This is a genomic window from Stutzerimonas stutzeri (assembly GCF_000590475.1).
GTDB lineage: Bacteria > Pseudomonadota > Gammaproteobacteria > Pseudomonadales > Pseudomonadaceae > Stutzerimonas > Stutzerimonas stutzeri_D.
In genome coordinates this window covers 1,156,064-1,173,535 of record NZ_CP007441.1, presented here as the reverse complement: position 1 = coordinate 1,173,535, position 17,472 = coordinate 1,156,064, and the positions used below count along the sequence as shown (strand labels likewise).

Below are 17,472 nucleotides of genomic sequence, written 5' to 3'. Positions count from 1 at the left end.
GCCACGCCGGTCCCTGGGCCCATTTCTATCCCGCTGGAGGAGCCAGTTGAACGGCCAGTTCCAGAACCCGGACACGAAAAAGCGGCCCGAAGGCCGCTTTCCTTACCGAGTCGTTTACTCAGCGAGCTTGAATGTAATAAAGCTCGCCCGCCCCTGACGCAACACGCGCATTGAAACCGACCGATTCTTTGGCAGCTGTTCCGCAACGCGCCCAAATGTCGAGGCGGATTCGATGGCCTGATTGTTCAAATGGGTAATCACATCACCTGGGCGCAAACCGATCATTGCAGCCGGTCCGTTCGACACCTCGGTGATCACAACCCCTCCAGGCAGATCGAGACTGCGCTTTTGCTCGGCGGACAATTCGGAAACTTTGACGCCAAGCCTGTTGCTGCTTTTCTCGGCGTGGCCACTGGGCTCCGCTATTTCCTCGCCCTCTTCCGGCAAGGCGCCGATCTGGATGGAGAGTATCTCTCGCTCTCCGTCACGGACGATGCCCAGCTTCGCCTTGGTATCTGGCTTAATGGCGCCGATCAGATGCGGAAGATCAGCCGACATATCAATGGCGCTGTCGTTGACGCTGAGAATCACATCGCCGACTCGCAAACCACCCTTCGCTGCAGGACCACCGTCCATCACCTGAGCAACCAGCGCACCCGCTGGACGCTCAAGGCCGAAAGATTCCGCCAGGTCTCGGTTGACCTCCTGAATCACCACCCCTAGCCAGCCACGACTGACTTTGCCCTCGGTGCGCAGCTGATCAGCAACGTCCATCGCGACATCGATAGGAATGGCAAACGACAACCCCATGAAACCGCCCGACCGAGTAAATATCTGCGAGTTGATACCTATCACTTCGCCTTGCAGGTTGAATAACGGCCCGCCGGAATTACCCGGATTGATCGCGACATCGGTTTGTATGAAGGGCACGTAGCTCTCGTTGGGGAGATTACGCCCCGTCGCGCTGACAATTCCGGCCGTTACGGTGTGATCGAAACCAAACGGAGAGCCAATGGCCAGCACCCACTCCCCTGTCTTCAGAGAGCTGGACTTGCCCAGCTTGACCGTAGGCAAACCGGTGCCCTCGATTTTCAGCAAAGCCACATCGGTTCGAGGGTCCGCACCGACAAGTGTCGCTTCCAACTCACTGCGATCCGGCAGGCGAACAATTATCTCGTCGGCGTCGGCGACTACGTGGTTGTTGGTCAGCACATAGCCGTCAGCGGAAATAATGAAGCCAGAACCCAGCGACTGCGCCTCGCGCTGCTGACCACCCTCTGGCATTCCCGGAATGCCATGCTCGAAGAACTCCCGGAAGATCGGGGGCAGCCCTTCAAGGTCTGGCATGCGCGCGTTCGCACCACGAACAGGAACGTTCTGCTTGGTACTGATATTGACGACTGCAGGCGAGGCGTTTTCTACCAGGGGAGTGAAATCGGGTAGCTGCGCATTGGCCACCGCGACTTGCCCCAGGCATAACAACGCAGCGACAAAAGCAAAGCAGCTATTCCGTGAAACCATCAAAATCATTCTCCCTTGAAAGACAAACCGGCCTGACTTCGTCCCGCCACACCCGCCAGCATTGCACGCAATACAATGGGCTGAAGCCCCGGGTCGTCTGCTGTTTGCTGACTGCGTTTGCGCACAAACAGCCAGGAAACAAAAAAGCCGGCAATGCCGGAAAGTATCACGTACGGCTCGTCAGCCGAAAACTCGGAAGCGGCGAGCGCCGAGACGAACAATACAAGTAGAGGGAAAATATAAACAAGGATAGCGCCGCGCAGCAACACGCTCTCTTGAATGCCGATAACAACCGAATCACCCACTTTCAGCTGTAGATCGGACAAGGCTCGTATCAACCCGCGCCGCTCGCGGACACCAAGCCTATCCATAAGGCCCTGCCCGCAACCGTTCTTGGCGGAGCAGCCCGAACAGGTGCTGCTGCGTTGCGTTTCGACCCAAACGGCCCCGGGCTCCACGGCAATAACGCGCCCCGACTCTTCGATCATCGCGCTGCCTGATCGGCTCCGGAGCGCATTGACAATGCGATTCGCTCGGCTGTACCCAGCGGAATCTCACCGACGACCGTCACCATGACATCACCACCAGCTGTGGAGATGCGCTTGGAGACCGCCACCGTCGGCCCCATCTGACTACGTGCGTCCTCGACGACCGCGCCATGCAAAGGCTCTAGAAATACGGAAAAGCGGGCAAGCCCATCACCATAGGAGAGCCAGGTTACGGACTCGTCGGAAGCGGGACTGGGTCGGACGTCCGAATCAAGAAGCTGGAACCCATCCGGCAGCCAGTCAGAACGCCATTTCGGTGAAGTCGTCCCCTGCTCTGCAGCCAAGGAAACGGATTTGCACGCCGGTCCGACTTCGACATCAGAGGATTCGATTGAATCTGGCGAAAAATGGGTGAATTGGAAGCGTTCGAGCAGCTGTCCGTTTTCATCAAGCAGCAAAGACTTGAGCGGCAAAGCCGTCTCTTTATCAAGATGCAACTCAAAACCGTAACGGTGCTGATCCTGCGGTCTTATAGCCAGCGCAACGGTTGGACGTCCAGCGACCCGGGATTCGCCGATGATCTGGAAGTCGTACCACTTGGACAATGCATTCGGCTCAAGCGGCTGTTGATGCCAGGGTTTCGCATCCCTGACCTGAGACGCCAGGTCTTCGCTTGCGCATTGGATTTCGCCGTCCACCAGCGAAACCTCAACAGGCGCGCCGTCCAGCTGCAATAGTCGTTCATGTAATTGCTGGCCTTCTACAAACTGCCAGACAGCATGACTGGAAAAACTACCATTGCGCTCATAAACAAAAGTGCCTTGATAGCTCTGTTTCTTCTCGGCTGCCGCAAGCCGTTGCATCCAGGCATCGGCATCAGCAGCAAAGGCCGGCATCGATAGCCAGCCTCCGAGCACCACACACAGCGGTATTACACGCATGTTGTTCCTTAACGATCTTCCATGCTGGCAGCACGTGCATAGGGCAGTGCACTTTCAGAACCGCTACCGAAAGCAGCCTGCTGAGCATGCTGGCGAACATATGCCGGCAGCCGTTTTTCATGCCAGCCTTCAGCCGACACCTGCGCACCCACCGTCTGAGCTTCCGGTGCGCCTGCATTCTCACTGTAGCCAGCCAATACAGCCGGCCCCTGGCTAGCCTGCGGTACCGCGATGCTAGGCTGGGCAGCCTGCTGGGCAATCTGCGGACCAGCGACTTCACTCTGATTGTACAGGCGCACGCCTGCCAGCACAGCGACGGTAACCGATGCTGCAACAGCCAGACGACCAACGTTGCGCCAGGCGAAACGCTGCGGCTTGCCCGCAGTGATAACCGGCTCGTCGGCCAGCGCGGCAGATACCGCCGAGGCAATATCAAGACGAGGCTCGATCAATTCCTTGTGCATCGCGGCACGAGCAATCTGGTAACGCGACCAAGTCAATCGCATTTCGGTATCGCCGTCTGCGGCGAGCACTCGACGTAATTCCAACTCGTCCGCTTCGTTATCCATCACCGCGGACAGCGATTCATGCAGGGCTTCACGACTCATGGCGGTTCCTCTCTTGGCTGTCGCCGCTGTCTCAGGATTCATGCAACAAGGGTTGCAATGCTTTATCGATGGCCTCCCGCGCCCGGAATATCCGTGAGCGGACCGTACCCACCGGACACTGCATGACGTTCGCAATGTCTTCATAACTAAGACCATCAAATTCACGCAGTGTTAGAGCCGTGCGTAAATCTTCTGGAAGTTGTTGGATAGTTCTATGAACTGTGTCTTCAATTTCATCCCTGAGAAGCGCTCGCTCCGGCGACTCGATATCTTTGAGAGCATGATCGCCCTCGTAGAACTCGGCATCCTCAGAGCTGACATCACTGTCGGGCGGCCTTCTTCCTCGAGCCACCAAATGATTTTTCGCCGTATTGATGGCGATGCGGTACAGCCACGTATAAAAGGCACTGTCTCCGCGAAAATTTGCAAGCGCGCGGTAGGCTTTGATAAAGGCTTCCTGCGCAACATCCTGAGCTTCATGAGAATCATGTACGAAGCGCACGATCAACCCAAGAATCTTGTGCTGGTACTTTAATACCAACAGATCAAAAGCCCGCTTATCTCCCCGTTGCACTCGCTCGACCAACTGCTGGTCCTGCTCCTGGGTTAGCATAAACACTCCTCCATGACCTGGAAGGGGTGCTGCGCTCGCCTGCGAGCTGACCTGCCAGAATAGACCCGGGCTTTACACAAAAGTTCTCCCCCTTCAAGCAAGCTGTCCTGCAACACACCTGACGGCATTAGCGAGCAACGTCTCGAAACGGATCGCTCCGATGACGCTCTCCTGATATCCACAGCAAAACCCAACCGCCCACCAATCGATGGCCAGCCGGCCTGCATCCACAACTGTCTATAGAGACGGGCTTGCAAGAAAAGTTCCAAGGCTTCAACCACATAAACGCGGCCCGCTATATTGCCGGGGGATGCGCCTATATACTAGGGCCGCCTCAACGTGAGATTCAAAATGAGCCGACATTATCGATACGACGTTCTTGTCATAGGCAGCGGCGCCGCCGGTTTGACGCTGGCGCTCAATCTGCCAGCCGCACTCCGCGTCGCGGTATTGAGCAAGGGCGATCTGGCCAATGGCTCGACGTATTGGGCTCAAGGCGGTGTCGCGGCAGTGCTCGACACGACCGACACGGTCGAATCCCACGTCGCCGACACGCTCATTGCAGGGGGCGGGCTGTGCAACGAGCAAGCCGTACGTTTTACTGTCGAACACAGCCGCGAGGCCATCCATTGGCTGATCGAGCAAGGCGTGCCCTTTACCAGGGACGAAGCCGACAGGGAAAACGGTAGCTTCGAATACCACCTCACGCGCGAGGGCGGACATAGCCACCGGCGCATCATCCACGCCGCCGACGCCACTGGCGCAGCGATATTCAACACCCTGCTTGCGCATACCCAGGACCGGGACAATATCGATCTACTGCACCAGCGCGTAGCGGTCGATCTGATCACCGAACGCAAGCTGGGCCTGAGCGGCAAGCGCTGCCTAGGCGCCTACGTGCTGGACCGGGCAACCGGAGAAGTTGATACGTTTCAGGCGAAATTCGTCGTTCTGGCGACCGGCGGTGCGGCGAAAGTATACCTATACACCAGCAACCCCGACGGTGCATGCGGCGATGGCGTAGCGATGGCCTGGCGCGCCGGATGCCGGGTTGGCAACCTGGAGTTCAACCAGTTTCATCCGACCTGCCTGTACCATCCCAAGGCCAAGAGCTTTCTGATTACCGAGGCCTTACGCGGCGAGGGTGCAATACTCAAGCTGCCCAACGGCGAACGCTTCATGCCGCGCTTCGATGACCGCGCCGAGCTGGCCCCGCGAGACATCGTAGCCCGCGCAATCGACCATGAGATGAAACGGCTGGGCGTCGATTGCGTCTATCTGGACATCAGCCACAAACCCACCGAATTCATCAAATCGCACTTCCCGACCGTTTACGAGCGCTGCCTGGAATTTGGCATCGACATCACCCGCGAGCCGATTCCAGTGGTCCCGGCAGCGCATTACACCTGCGGTGGCGTTGTGGTCGATCAGGCCGGCAGAACCGACGTTCCCGGGCTTTACGCCATTGGCGAAACCAGCTTTACCGGCTTGCACGGCGCTAATCGTATGGCCAGCAATTCACTGCTGGAGTGTTTCGTCTATGCCCAGTCCGCCGCGCAGGACATGCTTCGCGAGCTGCCAACGGTCGAGACACCCCGCATCCTTCCCACTTGGGACGCGAGTCAGGTCACCGATTCCGACGAAGACGTCATCATCGCGCACAACTGGGATGAGCTGCGGCGCTTCATGTGGGACTACGTCGGCATCGTCCGAACCAACAAACGCCTCGTACGGGCACAGCATCGAGTGCGCCTGCTGCTGGGGGAAATCGATGAGTTCTATAGTAATTACAAGGTCAGTCGCGACCTGATTGAGTTGCGCAATCTGGCGACGGTGGCGGAGCTGATGATTCGATCAGCGATGCAACGCAAGGAGAGCCGCGGCTTGCATTTCACCCTGGATTATCCCGAGCAACTCCCTCAAGCGAAGGACACTATTCTGGTGCCGCCCACCTTCGCCGACTGAACTTCAGCCGGAGCCGCAGGCGTCGGTGCTGGTCGGCCGGCATCGTCCCACGGAGAATACAGAGGCCCCGAGCAAACCTGTCGCCCGGCATCTTGAAGCGCAATACCACCGCCAACGGCAGCGCAAGACTCTCGGGTCGCAGCTGTATGGGTTGCCAACCGTCACGCCGACTCCAGAGTGACCAGCCATCCTGATCATGCCGCAAACCGAGCCAGGACGAGCTACGGGAAAGCATGATACGCGACGGTACGACCCAGGCGGCGTGCGACAGGCACAGCAGCAGACCGAAGACCTGGAGCCAGAGTGGAACCGGCAGCACCAGCAAAGTGGCGACCGCCAACAAAAGCACCGTTACATAGAGCGTCAACAACAGGCCAGACGCCCGCCACCGACATTCGAAGGTTTGATTACTTGGGCTGGACACGATCGAGGATCATGCGAACCATGTAACGCAGATCCTCGTCGTCCGGCTCGGCGCGCTCCATGAACCAGACAAACATGTCCTGATCCTCGCAGCTCAGCAACTTGCGGTAGCGGCGCTGATCTTCTTCATTCAATTGCGGATAGACCTCTTTGACGAACGGCACCAGCAGAACGTCCAGTTCGAGCATGCCGCGGCGGCTCTGCCAGAACAGGCGATTGAGTTCGGATTGTTCGACCATGCAAATGCTCCTGAGTTGAAGCCGGGCATTATAGCGACTGACGCAACGGGCCGGCACTTCCATTGGTATCGCGACACGGAGCGGCAACTGGCGCACGCTATGTTTTGCCGACGTCCTGCTATGATGCCGGTCCGGATTTTTTCACGGCGACCCGTCATGACTGACACTGCTTTTTTCTGCGTCCTGTCGCACGAAGGCGTCCTGGCTGTACGTGGCCCGGACGCGAGCAAGTTCCTGCAGGGGCAGCTGACCTGCAACCTGAATTACCTTGACGCCCATCATTCGAGCCTCGGCGCTCGCTGTACGCCCAAAGGGCGCATGCAATCGAGCTTCCGGATCCTGCCGGAAGGCGATGGCTATCTGCTGGCGATGGACCGTGAATTGGTCCATACCCAGCTCGCCGACCTGGCCAAATACGCCGCGTTTTCAAAATCCAAGTTGCACGATGAAAGCACCGAATGGGTTCGCTTCGGAATGAGTGGGGGCGACGGCGCCCTGGTCAGTCTTGGCTTGGATCTTCCCCAAACAGCCAATCAACTGATCGCCGAGCACGGACTGATCGCCGTCCGTCTGCACGACGGTCGCGCCGAACTCTGGACCCGAGCGGCGGATGCCGAAACCACACGTCTACGACTCGCTGCCCAGCTTCCCGAAGCATCGATCGATCGCTGGCTCCTGGCGCAAGTCCGCGCCGGCGTAGGACAGGTGGTGGCTGGCACCCGCGAGCTATTCATTCCGCAAATGATCAATCTCCAAGCGCTAGGCGGGGTCAGCTTCAAGAAGGGCTGCTATACCGGCCAGGAAATCGTGGCGAGGATGCAGTACCTCGGCAAGCTGAAGCGTCGCTTGTACCGTCTTGCCGCAGAAAGCACCGACGCCGAGGTGCCGGCACCGGGACTCGATCTGTACTCACCCGTGCATGGCTCCAGCGTGGGCGAGGTGGTTCTGGCTGCAAGCGCTGAGGGTACGCTGGAGTTGCTCGCAGTTTTGCAGGAGGACGCAGCGGCTGATGGCCGGGTATTCCTCGGCTCGCCGGACGGTCTTCCGCTAACCTTGCGCGATTTGCCATATACGCTAGACGCAGACCGAGAAATCCAGCGCTAGCCCGTCACGCCAACACAGAATCACCACTAAGGAACGACATGAGCACTCTTGCAGATAAGGTCCAGCAGGAACTGATGCAGGCGATCGAAAACGACGAGCTGGTCCTACCGACGCTCCCGGAAGTAGCCCTGCGAGTCCGTGAAGCCGCGGAAGATCCGGATGTGAGCATCCCAACGCTGGCCAAGGTGATCGGTAACGACACCGCCCTCACGGCGCGCATCATCAAAGTAGTCAACAGCCCGCTGCTGCGCACCAACAGGGAAATCAACGATCTGCAGATGGCGATCAGCCGTCTCGGCATCAATTACACGTCGAACTTGGCGACCGGCCTGGCCATGGAGCAGATGTTTCAGGCTACCACCGACGTGGTGGACCGTAAGATGCGCGAGGTGTGGAATAAAAGCACCGAGATTGCCGCCATCAGTCATGTGCTATGCCGCAATTTCACACGCCTGCCGGCTGACCAAGCGACATTGGCGGGCCTGGTTCATCAGATCGGCGTCCTGCCCATTCTCACCTATGCTGAGGAACACAGCGCCCTGCTCAGCGACTCCATCAGCCTCAACCATGTGATTGATCGGATCCACCCTGTTGTCGGTGAGAGGATACTCCGCGCGTGGGAGTTTCCCGAGTCGATCGCGGCGGTTCCGGGCCAGTATTTGAATTTCTCTCGCGTATCCGACAAGGTGGATTACGTCGACATCGTTCAAGTCGCGACCCTGCAGAGTTACATCGGCACGTCGCACCCCTTCACGCAACTCGACTGGAATCAGATTCCAGCGTTCGCCAAGCTGGGACTTGATCCCAACACCCTGTTGCAGGAAGACGAAGACCTATCCGCAGCGATGGACGCTGCGATGAGCATGCTGCAATAGCTGCCTTCGGGTGCCGCCCGGCACCCGCCTCCTTCCTCAGATCGACCTTTCGCCTCTGACCGCTCGCCGGAGTACGAGGAACCGCACCTTCCAGCCTCAGGTCACAAAATAGACGGCGCTCTTGCCGCATCTGGTGGGTGCCCCGCGGCCATGCCGTGGTCCACCCGCTTGTCAGGTAGAGGAAGGAGAACAATGATGACCCGCACGACCAAAGCTTTCTTTTCGGGTACCGCAGCCGTGCTGTTTGGTGTAGCAGCCAACTTTGCACTGGCAGCGGAGGGTGAGAATTTCGTCGATGAAGCGTCCGCCAAGGGCATAGCAGAAATCGAAACCGCCAAACTGGCTTTGGACAAAGGCACCGCAGAAGACGTCAAGACCTTTGCGCAGAAAATGATCGACGACCACACCAAGTCGAATCAGAAGCTTGCCGAGCTTGCCGGCCAGCATGATGATCTGGAGATTTCCGACGAAGCGACGCTGATGGACAAAGCCAAGGCGATGATCCTGAAGTTGCGTGATGGGGAGAACTTCGACAAGGCCTATGCCAACAACCAGGTAGCTGCGCACGAGCAGACCATCGAGCTGTATCGCGAATACGTAAAGAGCGGAGAGAATGCCGAACTCAAGCAATTTGCCGAATCGACGCTGAAAGAACTGGAACAGCATCTGCAACATGCCCAGAAAATGGCATCCGCGCACGGCGGTAAAGAATAAGCCTACAGCCTCGTTGGTGCCGCGCTTGCGGCACCAATCTCACACGTCGGCCGGTAGTTTCCAGTCGATCGGTGGCAACCCCTGCTGCTGGAGGAACTGATTGGCCCGACTGAAATGACCGTTGCCTATGAAACCCCGGTGAGCGGACAGCGGCGAAGGATGAACCGACTTGAGTAGTAGGTGCTTGGTCGGATCGATCAGTTTCGCCTTGCCTTGGGCATGTGCGCCCCAAAGCATGAACACCACGCTTGAGCACCGCTCGCTGACAACTTCGATAATTCTATCGGTCAGACGTTGCCAGCCCATCTTCGCGTGTGACCCAGCCATCCCCTGCTCTACCGTCAGCGAAGTGTTGAGCATCAGTACGCCCTGATCTGCCCAGTGCTGCAGATAACCTTGGCGTGGAATGTCCAAATTCAAATCGCGCTTGAGCTCCTTGAAGATGTTCTGCAGCGATGGGGGCGGTGCCACTCCGGGCTGTACCGAGAAGCACAAGCCATGCGCCTGACCGGGACCGTGATAGGGGTCCTGTCCCAGAATGACGACCCGCACCTGCTCCAGCGGGGTCGAATTCAAGGCATTGAAGATCAACGGACCCGGCGGGAAGATGTTTTTTCCAGCCGCCTTTTCGCGACGCAGAAACGCGCCCAACTCCTTCATGTACGACTGTTCGAACTCGCTCTGTAAAGCCGCCTTCCAGCTATCTTCGAGTTTGACGCGATCACCCTGAGTCATGGCGTTGCCCTATCTGCCGAGGCGCTGAACCCTAAGGAAAGGGATCCTGAGAGTCAATGCCCGCACTCCGCCGCATATCTGGCAGCGCTTATTTCGCAAGGTTTGCGGCCAGCCGCGCCGCGGAAATGCCGCTCACCGCACAATTGGCTAACCGACTGCAGGTTTACGACCAATGAAAGCGTGACGGACCGTGGTAACGCGCAGTAAAAATGGCTCTCGCCAACAACAACTACAATAAGGATCCTGCAATGAAACGGACGACCCTCCTGGCTTTGGGGTTGGGTTTCTGCCTGACTGCTGAAGCTGCCGACCCGATCACCCTCGGGCTCAATTACCCCCGCACCGGCAGCTACAAAGAGGAAGGCCTCTCGCAAATGCGCGGCGCATTACTGGCTATCGACGAAATCAACGCCAAGGGAGGCGTGCTGGGCCGACCGTTGAAGCTTTCCAGCCGTAACTCGGCATCGCGACCGGAGAAAGCCGTAGCCAATGTCGACAAACTGGCCGACGAAGGCGCCGCCATGCTTTTTGGCGGCGCCTCGAGCGCAGTCGCGATTGCCGCTGGCAAGCGCGCCAAGGAACGCGGCCTGCTCTATTTCGGTACGCTCACCTATTCCAACGACACCACCGGCAAGGATGCCCATCGTTACCTGTTCCGCGAATGTAACAACGCCTGGATGAGTGCACAGGTGCTGGGCCAGTATCTGAACAAACACCTGCCGAACAAGCGTTACTTCTACATCACCTCCGACTACACCTGGGGCCACACCAGCGAAAGCTCTCTGCGCCAGGCGACCAATACTCAAAACAACAGCCAGCACCCCGGCATCAAGACGGCGTTTCCCGGCGCACGCCTCTCTGACTACCGCGAGGCTTTGACACAGGTAGCCAAGAGCGACGCCGAAGTGCTGGTTTTAGTGCTGTTCGGTGAAGATCTGGTCCGCGCGATGCGAATTGCCGACGAACTCGGCCTGAACAAGAGGATGCAGGTCGCCGTCCCCAACCTCACGCTGAGCATGGTCGAAACGGCAGGTCCCGACCTCATGCGCGGCGTGCTGGGCACCGAGCCCTGGACCTGGCGCGTACCTGAGCTGGAAGGGTCGGTAGCGGGCCAACAGTTCGTCGAGCACTACGATGAGCGCTACCAGACTCACCCTTCCAGCTCGGCCGCTTCGGCCTACAGCATCGTTTATCAATGGGCCGACGCGGCGACGCGCGCGCGCAGCTTGGACAGCGAACGAATCATCGCTGCGCTCGAAGGCCATCGGTACAGCCTGCTCAAGGGCGAGCAGCAATGGCGCGCCTTCGATCACCAGAACGTGCAGACGGTATACGCAGTGAAGGTCAAGCCGCGCGAAGAGGTACTCAAAGACCGCTTCAAGCAGGACTACTTCGAAATCGTCCACCGTCTGACCGGTGAGCAGGCTGCGCCATCCCTCGCCGAATGGCAGGCCGAGCGCCGCGCAGGTGGCCAAGCGCTGGCACTGCAATAAGCGCGGAAGGAGCGGCATGGGTTGCCCCAGGCCGCTCCAGGGGCATCGTCCGTACCCGGGAGGTTCATCCGCCTCCGCGGCAGCACCCAGCCCGCCTATACGGCATCCCGCCCTGGCGGAAGTAATCGCACCTAGACTTGTCTTACCGGAAGCAGTTCTGTCACGACGACTGTTCTGCAACACACAGGCTATTCGCGCATCTGATGCAGACGAGGGGCACGCATCGAATCCCGACGAGGATAACCATCACCATGAGCACGACCGCAGTTGAACCTTACAAGTCTGGAGTCTTCGACCTGACTCACAAGCTGACCGTAGAGAAGCATGGGCATACCGCACTGATCACCATCAATCATCCACCTGCCAATACCTGGGATCGCGACTCATTGATCGGCCTCAAGCAGGTGGTCGAGCATCTGAACCATGACGACGAAGTCTACGCATTGGTCATCAGCGGCCAAGGCGAGAAATTCTTCAGCGCTGGCGCCGATCTCAAGCTTTTCTCCGACGGTGACCGTACCCGTGCACGGGAGATGGCGAAGCGCTTCGGCAATGCCTTCGAGGCTCTGCGCGAGTTTCGCGGGGTATCGATAGCAGCCATCAATGGTTTCGCGCTCGGCGGCGGCCTCGAATGCGCCCTGGCCTGCGATATCCGCATTGCCGAACAACAGGCTCAGCTCGGCTTGCCGGAAGCTTCGGTCGGCTTGCTGCCCTGCGCCGGTGGCACACAGGCGCTCGCCTGGCTGGTGGGCGAAGGCTGGGCCAAGCGAATAATCCTCTGCGGTGAACGGGTAACGGCGGATATGGCCCTGCGTATTGGTCTGGTAGAACAGGTCGTGGAGCCTGGCGAAGCGCGTGGACATGCATTGCTGCTGGCCTCTCGGGTCGCGCGCCAGAGCCCCGTTTCGGTGCGTACGATCAAACCGCTGATCGACTCGATGCGTAGCCGCGGGCCCGTGTGCCTTGCGGCCGCCGAGCGGGAGGCCTTCGTCGATCTGTTTGAAGCCGAAGACACTTTGGAGGGCGTCAACGCCTTCCTGGAAAAGCGCGATCCGCGTTGGAGAAATCGCTGAAGACCGGCGTGGCCGCAACGCCAGAAGATTTGTTTGGCAAAGGCCGTAGGCGGGGCCGAGCACTGCAGAGCCTGACGCTACCAAGCCTGCCCCCGCTCGGCCCCCCGGCCGGTGTGGTTGGCCGGGAGGGAAAGCACTCAGCGGTAATGGCGATTATTGAAGTCGCGCCGTTGATGCATCGGATAATCGCGTCCATCGCGGACCAGGGGCGACCGCCCAAAGTTCTGAGACTGGTCGCGACTCCAGCGGTGAGGCTGTTGAAATCCTTGCCGACGCTCATTGTCCCAACGCTGCCGCTGATGAATTTCATCCCTGCGCCCGGGACTCCAGCGCCGCGGATCAGACCCTCGGTGCCGATCGTAATACTGCTGAGGAAGCTGCCCCTGATAGCGCGGCGGCAGATTCTGCGGATACTGCCGGTAGTTAGAGTACGGACTGCGAGGGTCGTATTGGTACGAGCGGCTTTCGACATGATAACTGCCGCCGTCCGGCTGGTAGAACCACACGCCACCCCTCGAATCTGCACAGGCCTGGGAGCCGAACCCCAACCCGAGCAATAGGACCGCCATTCGAACGTTCATTGGATACCTCCAGCAGCCGCTCTGCCTGAAAGCTGCGGCCTCATCCCATCAGACCACAGGCAATAGCTGGTTGATAATCGAGCGGACGGCTGGTGCATTTCCATATGTGTCACCGACCGCAGCATGAGCGGACACTGCAGACCGTCGCGGCCTTGTATGGCTGCCACCGGTTCCCCGATAATGGCGGCCTTTTAGCCTCGGCTCATGCAGAGCGCCATAGGAACCCCGCAATGACCGAACTCGCCCTGATCATGGTTAGCGCCATCCTGGTCAATAATTTCGTGCTGGTGCAGTTCCTGGGTCTATGCCCGTTCATGGGCGTTTCGAAAAAAATCGAAACCGCCATCGGCCTATCCCTGGCCACGACCTTCGTCCTGACCCTGGCAGCGATGTGCAGCTACATCGTTCAGCAGTACGTGTTGAAACCGCTGGATCTCGAATTTCTACGTACTATCAGTTTTATCCTGGTGATCGCCGTGGTGGTGCAGTTCACCGAAATGGTGGTGAACAAGACCAGTCCCCTGCTGTACCGCGTCCTAGGGATTTTCCTGCCGTTGATCACCACCAATTGCATCGTCCTCGGCGTCGCGCTGCTCAATGCCAACAAAACAGAGTTCACCTTCATTACCGCTACGGCGAACGGTTTTGCCGCCGGCCTGGGCTTCTCGCTGGTATTGGTGCTGTTTGCCGCCATGCGTGAGCGCATCGCCATTGCCGACGTCCCAAGGTCTTTCCAGGGCGCTGCCATCGGCATGATCACGGCCGGATTGATGTCGCTGGCGTTCATGGGCTTCAGTGGGTTGATCAAGCTATGAGTCTGGTTGTGATTGCCGTGCTCTCGCTCCTGGCGCTGTGCCTGGTGTGCGGAGCGATCCTCGGATTCGCCGCGGTGCGTTTTCGCGTGGAAGGGGACCCGATCGCCGAACAGATCAATGCGCTGCTGCCGCAGACACAATGCGGCCAGTGCGGCTACCCGGGCTGCAAGCCCTACGCCGAGGCGATCGCTGGCGGCGACAAGATCAACAAGTGCCCACCGGGCGGCGAGTCGACCATCCAGGCCCTGGCCGACCTGCTCGACGTCGAACCCGAGCCACTGGACGCCGTCGAGGGCGAAGTCCCACCCCGCGTTGCCTATATCCGCGAGGCCGAGTGCATCGGTTGCACCAAGTGCATTCAGGCCTGCCCGGTCGATGCCATTGTCGGCGCGGCGAAGCAGATGCACACGGTCATCGTTTCCGAGTGCACCGGCTGCGACCTCTGCGTAGAGCCCTGCCCGGTGGACTGTATCGACATGATCGAAGTCGGCAGCAACCTGCAAAGCTGGAAGTGGGACCAACCGCTGACGCCAGGCCAACTGATCGCCAGTGACCGGGAGCAGGCCGCATGACTTCGCTGAACGTCTGGGATATCCATGGCGGCATTCACCCGCCGGAGCGTAAAGAGCTGTCCAACCGCATGTCGATCCAGCAGCCACCGCTGCCCGCTCGGCTGGTGGTGCCGCTCGCCCAGCATCTCGGCGCCCCGGCCGAACCCTGCGTCGCCTTGGGCGAGCACGTGCTCAAGGGACAGAAAATTGCCGAGGCCACGGGCTTCGTCAGCGCGCCGGTACACGCGCCTACGTCGGGCACCATCAGTTTCATCGGTCCTCAGCCCTACCCTCACGTGTCGGGCATGCTCAGCGCAGCCATCGTCATCGACAGCGATGGGCGAGACGAGTGGATCGAACTGGAGCCGCAAACGGCCTACAAGGCCATCCAGCCAAGCGGGCTGCTGGAGCTGATTCGCCAGGCTGGCATCAGCGGCCTCGGTGGCGCGGGCTTTCCCACTGGCGTCAAGCTGACGACCCCACCCAGTCAGCACATTCACACGTTGATCATCAACGGGACCGAATGCGAGCCCTATATCACCGCCGACGACCTGCTGATGCGTGAGAAAGCCGCGGAGCTGGTCGCCGGCATCGAAATAATCGCGCACCTGATCCAGCCGGAGCAGGTGCTGATCGGCATCGAAGACAACAAGCCCGAGGCCATCGAAGCCGTGCGCGCGGCCGTTGGTGAGCGTAGCTATGTGGTAAAGGTGTTTCCGACCAAGTACCCCTCCGGGGGCGAAAAGCAGCTAATACAGATACTCACTGGTGAAGAAGTCCCCAGTGGCGGGTTGCCGGCGGATATCGGCATGCTCTGCCAGAACGTCGGCACCTGCGTGGCCGTTCATGATGCGGTGCTGCTGGGCAAGCCGCTCATCTCACGTATCACCACGCTGACTGGCGAAGCGCTGACGCGGCCCATGAATGTCGAGGTGCTGATCGGCACCCCGGTGACCGACCTGCTGGCCTTTGCCGGTCTGGAGCAGAACCGACTCAACCGCTTGATCATGGGCGGGCCGATGATGGGCTTCACTCTGCCATCGATGGATGTCCCGCTGATCAAGACCACCAACTGCCTGCTCGCCAGTACTCTGGAAGAACTGCCACCGCCTCCGCCGGCGCTGCCGTGCATTCGCTGTGGCGAGTGTGCAGAGGCTTGCCCGGCCAGCCTGTTGCCGCAACAGCTGCATTTCTTCGCGCTGGGCCAGGAGCATGAACAGCTCAAGGCCTATAACCTGTTCGACTGCATCGAGTGTGGCGCCTGCGCCTATGTCTGCCCCTCGAGCATTCCCTTGGTGCAGTACTACCGCGCCGCCAAGGGTGAAATCCGCACGCTGGAGCAGAAACAACAAAAGGCCGAACACTCCAAGCAACGCTTTGAACTTCGCCAGGAGCGCTTGCGACGCGCTGAAGAACAGAAGGAGGCTGACCGCAAGGCACGCGCCGAGCGGGCCGCCCGAGCCAAAGCCGTGCAGGCCGAAACCAGCGCGACCGCCAGCCAGGACGATCCAGTCGCGCGCGTTCAGGCGACCAAAGCCGGGCTGTCCGATGAGCAGAAGAAGCTCAAAATCGAAGCGAGCATGGCCCAGGTTGCCCTGAAGAAGGCCGAGAAGCAGCTTGCCGCTCACGCAACGCCGGAGCTTGAATCCCAGGTCGCCGAATTGCGCCAGGCCGCATCTGCGGCGCAAAAGGCAATGGACGACGCAATCCTCGCCGCTCCGCCGTTGCCAGTTGCGCCAGTGCCAGCCTCCGATGAAGCCGCCAAAAAAGCCAAGATCGAAGCGGCCATGCTGCGGGCACAGATTCGCAAGCTGGAAAAACTCGAAACGCTGGACACGGACCAACAGAGCGAACTGACCACGCTACAGGGGCAGTTGGCGAAGGCCGAACAAACCCTCGCCGCTGCACAGCTAAGTGCATCTGCCACCGCTCCAGCCAAACCAGTCGATGACGATACGCTGAAGAAAGCCAAGATCGAAGCCGCCATGCTCCGTGCTCAGATCCGCAAGCTGGAAAAACTCGAAACGCTGGACGCGGACCAGCAGAGCGAACTGAGCAAACTTCAGAGCCAACTGGCCACGGCCGAGCAGGCCTTCGCGGCCGCGCAGCAGAGCGCACCTGCCACCGCTCCGGCCAAAGCGGCCGACGACGAAGCCCTGAAGAAAACCAAGATCGAAGCGGCCATGCTGCGCGCGCAGATTCGCAAGCTGGAAAAACTCCAAACGCTGGATACAGACCAACAGAGCGAACTGAGCAAACTTCAGAGCCAACTGGCCACGGCCGAGCAGGCCCTCGCCGCGGCGCAGCAGAGCGCACCTGCCGCTGCCCCAACCAAACCGGCCAGCGACGATGTCTTGAAGAAAGCCAAAATCGAACTGGCGATGAAGCGAGCCGAGCTGAAGAAGGCCGAAAAGAGTGGCGCCGAGGAGGCGGAACTGAGCAGGCTCCGTGATGGCTTGGCCAGCGCCGAGCAAGCACTGCATGACGCCGAGGCGAATTCGGGAAAGCCCGCACCAGAACTGGTTCGCACCGAGAAACGCCCGGTGGACGAGCAGGCCCGCGCGCTAAAGACCGAAGTGGCCTTCGCCCGTGCCGACCTACGTAAGCTGGAGCGCGACGAGGCCAGCGAAGCCAGCGCGATCGAGGCCGCCCAGGTTCGCCTGAGCGAAGCTGAACGCAAGCTGCAGGAATATACCGATTCGTTAGGAGTGGACACGCCTCAGGCATGACCAC

17 protein-coding genes are annotated in these 17,472 nt (G+C 59.6%); 9 read left to right on the top strand and 8 right to left on the bottom strand.

Annotated elements, in window-relative coordinates; all coding sequences use genetic code 11:
• Positions 1 to 114: 114 nt before the first annotated feature.
• From CH92_RS05430 to rpoE, 5 genes are read right to left on the bottom strand one after another with little or no spacing between them, the layout of a single operon-like run.
• Positions 115 to 1,521, bottom strand: coding sequence for a DegQ family serine endoprotease (locus CH92_RS05430; RefSeq protein WP_025240763.1), 1,407 nt, complete (start codon positions 1,519 to 1,521; stop codon positions 115 to 117).
• A gap of 5 nt (positions 1,522 to 1,526) precedes the next feature.
• Positions 1,527 to 2,009, bottom strand: coding sequence for a SoxR reducing system RseC family protein (locus tag CH92_RS05425; protein WP_025240762.1), 483 nt, complete (start codon positions 2,007 to 2,009; stop codon positions 1,527 to 1,529).
• On the bottom strand, positions 2,006 to 2,950 hold the full coding sequence (locus CH92_RS05420) for a MucB/RseB C-terminal domain-containing protein (protein ID WP_025240761.1): 945 nt from the start codon (positions 2,948 to 2,950) through the stop codon (positions 2,006 to 2,008). The genes CH92_RS05425 and CH92_RS05420 overlap by 4 nt, the downstream gene beginning before the upstream one ends.
• An 8-nt stretch (positions 2,951 to 2,958) precedes the next feature.
• A complete protein-coding gene (locus CH92_RS05415) occupies positions 2,959 to 3,558 on the bottom strand; it encodes a sigma-E factor negative regulatory protein (protein ID WP_025240760.1) in 600 nt (199 codons plus the stop codon).
• Positions 3,559 to 3,589: 31 nt separating this feature from the next.
• Positions 3,590 to 4,171 carry an RNA polymerase sigma factor RpoE gene (gene rpoE / locus CH92_RS05410; protein WP_019342233.1) on the bottom strand — a complete coding sequence of 194 codons (582 nt, stop codon included), beginning with the start codon at positions 4,169 to 4,171 and terminating at the stop codon, positions 3,590 to 3,592.
• Between the two features lie 351 nt (positions 4,172 to 4,522).
• On the opposite strand from rpoE, the gene nadB reads away from it, so the two are divergent.
• The gene (gene nadB, locus CH92_RS05405; protein ID WP_025240759.1) at positions 4,523 to 6,136 is read left to right on the top strand and encodes an L-aspartate oxidase; all 1,614 of its coding nucleotides are present in this window, start codon (positions 4,523 to 4,525) and stop codon (positions 6,134 to 6,136) included.
• Here the strand turns inward: nadB and CH92_RS22245 are convergent.
• Positions 6,105 to 6,560, bottom strand: a complete 456-nt coding sequence (locus CH92_RS22245) for a protein YgfX (protein WP_025240758.1) — start codon at positions 6,558 to 6,560, stop codon at positions 6,105 to 6,107. The genes nadB and CH92_RS22245 overlap by 32 nt on opposite strands.
• Positions 6,544 to 6,798: a succinate dehydrogenase assembly factor 2 gene (locus CH92_RS05395; RefSeq protein ID WP_025240757.1), complete on the bottom strand. Its 255-nt coding sequence runs from the start codon at positions 6,796 to 6,798 to the stop codon at positions 6,544 to 6,546. The genes CH92_RS22245 and CH92_RS05395 overlap by 17 nt, the downstream gene beginning before the upstream one ends.
• Before the next feature lie 156 nt (positions 6,799 to 6,954).
• Here CH92_RS05395 and CH92_RS05390 point away from each other — a divergent pair, with 156 nt between their 5' ends.
• The 3 genes from CH92_RS05390 to CH92_RS05380 all read left to right on the top strand — a co-directional run bounded on the left by CH92_RS05390 (position 6,955) and on the right by CH92_RS05380 (position 9,491).
• A complete protein-coding gene (locus tag CH92_RS05390; RefSeq protein WP_025240756.1) occupies positions 6,955 to 7,902 on the top strand; it encodes a YgfZ/GcvT domain-containing protein in 948 nt (315 codons plus the stop codon).
• 38 nt (positions 7,903 to 7,940) lie between these two features.
• Entirely contained in the window at positions 7,941 to 8,777 is an 837-nt protein-coding gene (locus CH92_RS05385; RefSeq protein ID WP_025240755.1) for an HDOD domain-containing protein, read from the top strand.
• A gap of 195 nt (positions 8,778 to 8,972) precedes the next feature.
• Positions 8,973 to 9,491 carry a DUF4142 domain-containing protein gene (locus CH92_RS05380; protein ID WP_025240754.1) on the top strand — a complete coding sequence of 173 codons (519 nt, stop codon included), beginning with the start codon at positions 8,973 to 8,975 and terminating at the stop codon, positions 9,489 to 9,491.
• 39 nt (positions 9,492 to 9,530) lie between these two features.
• Here CH92_RS05380 and ung read toward each other — a convergent pair whose 3' ends face one another.
• Complete coding sequence (ung, locus tag CH92_RS05375) at positions 9,531 to 10,226, bottom strand: uracil-DNA glycosylase (RefSeq protein ID WP_025240753.1); 696 nt, start codon at positions 10,224 to 10,226, stop codon at positions 9,531 to 9,533.
• 248 nt (positions 10,227 to 10,474) lie between these two features.
• On the opposite strand from ung, the gene CH92_RS05370 reads away from it, so the two are divergent.
• The 5 genes from CH92_RS05370 to rsxC all read left to right on the top strand — a co-directional run bounded on the left by CH92_RS05370 (position 10,475) and on the right by rsxC (position 17,468).
• A complete protein-coding gene (locus tag CH92_RS05370) occupies positions 10,475 to 11,719 on the top strand; it encodes an ABC transporter substrate-binding protein (protein WP_025240752.1) in 1,245 nt (414 codons plus the stop codon).
• Positions 11,720 to 11,970: 251 nt separating this feature from the next.
• A complete protein-coding gene (locus tag CH92_RS05365) occupies positions 11,971 to 12,792 on the top strand; it encodes an enoyl-CoA hydratase (protein ID WP_025240751.1) in 822 nt (273 codons plus the stop codon).
• Between the two features lie 811 nt (positions 12,793 to 13,603).
• The gene (gene rsxA, locus CH92_RS05355) at positions 13,604 to 14,188 is read left to right on the top strand and encodes an electron transport complex subunit RsxA (RefSeq protein WP_025240749.1); all 585 of its coding nucleotides are present in this window, start codon (positions 13,604 to 13,606) and stop codon (positions 14,186 to 14,188) included.
• On the top strand, positions 14,185 to 14,760 hold the full coding sequence (gene rsxB / locus CH92_RS05350; RefSeq protein WP_025240748.1) for an electron transport complex subunit RsxB: 576 nt from the start codon (positions 14,185 to 14,187) through the stop codon (positions 14,758 to 14,760). The genes rsxA and rsxB overlap by 4 nt, the downstream gene beginning before the upstream one ends.
• Complete coding sequence (gene rsxC, locus CH92_RS05345; protein WP_025240747.1) at positions 14,757 to 17,468, top strand: electron transport complex subunit RsxC; 2,712 nt, start codon at positions 14,757 to 14,759, stop codon at positions 17,466 to 17,468. The genes rsxB and rsxC overlap by 4 nt, the downstream gene beginning before the upstream one ends.
• Positions 17,469 to 17,472 lie beyond the last annotated feature (4 nt).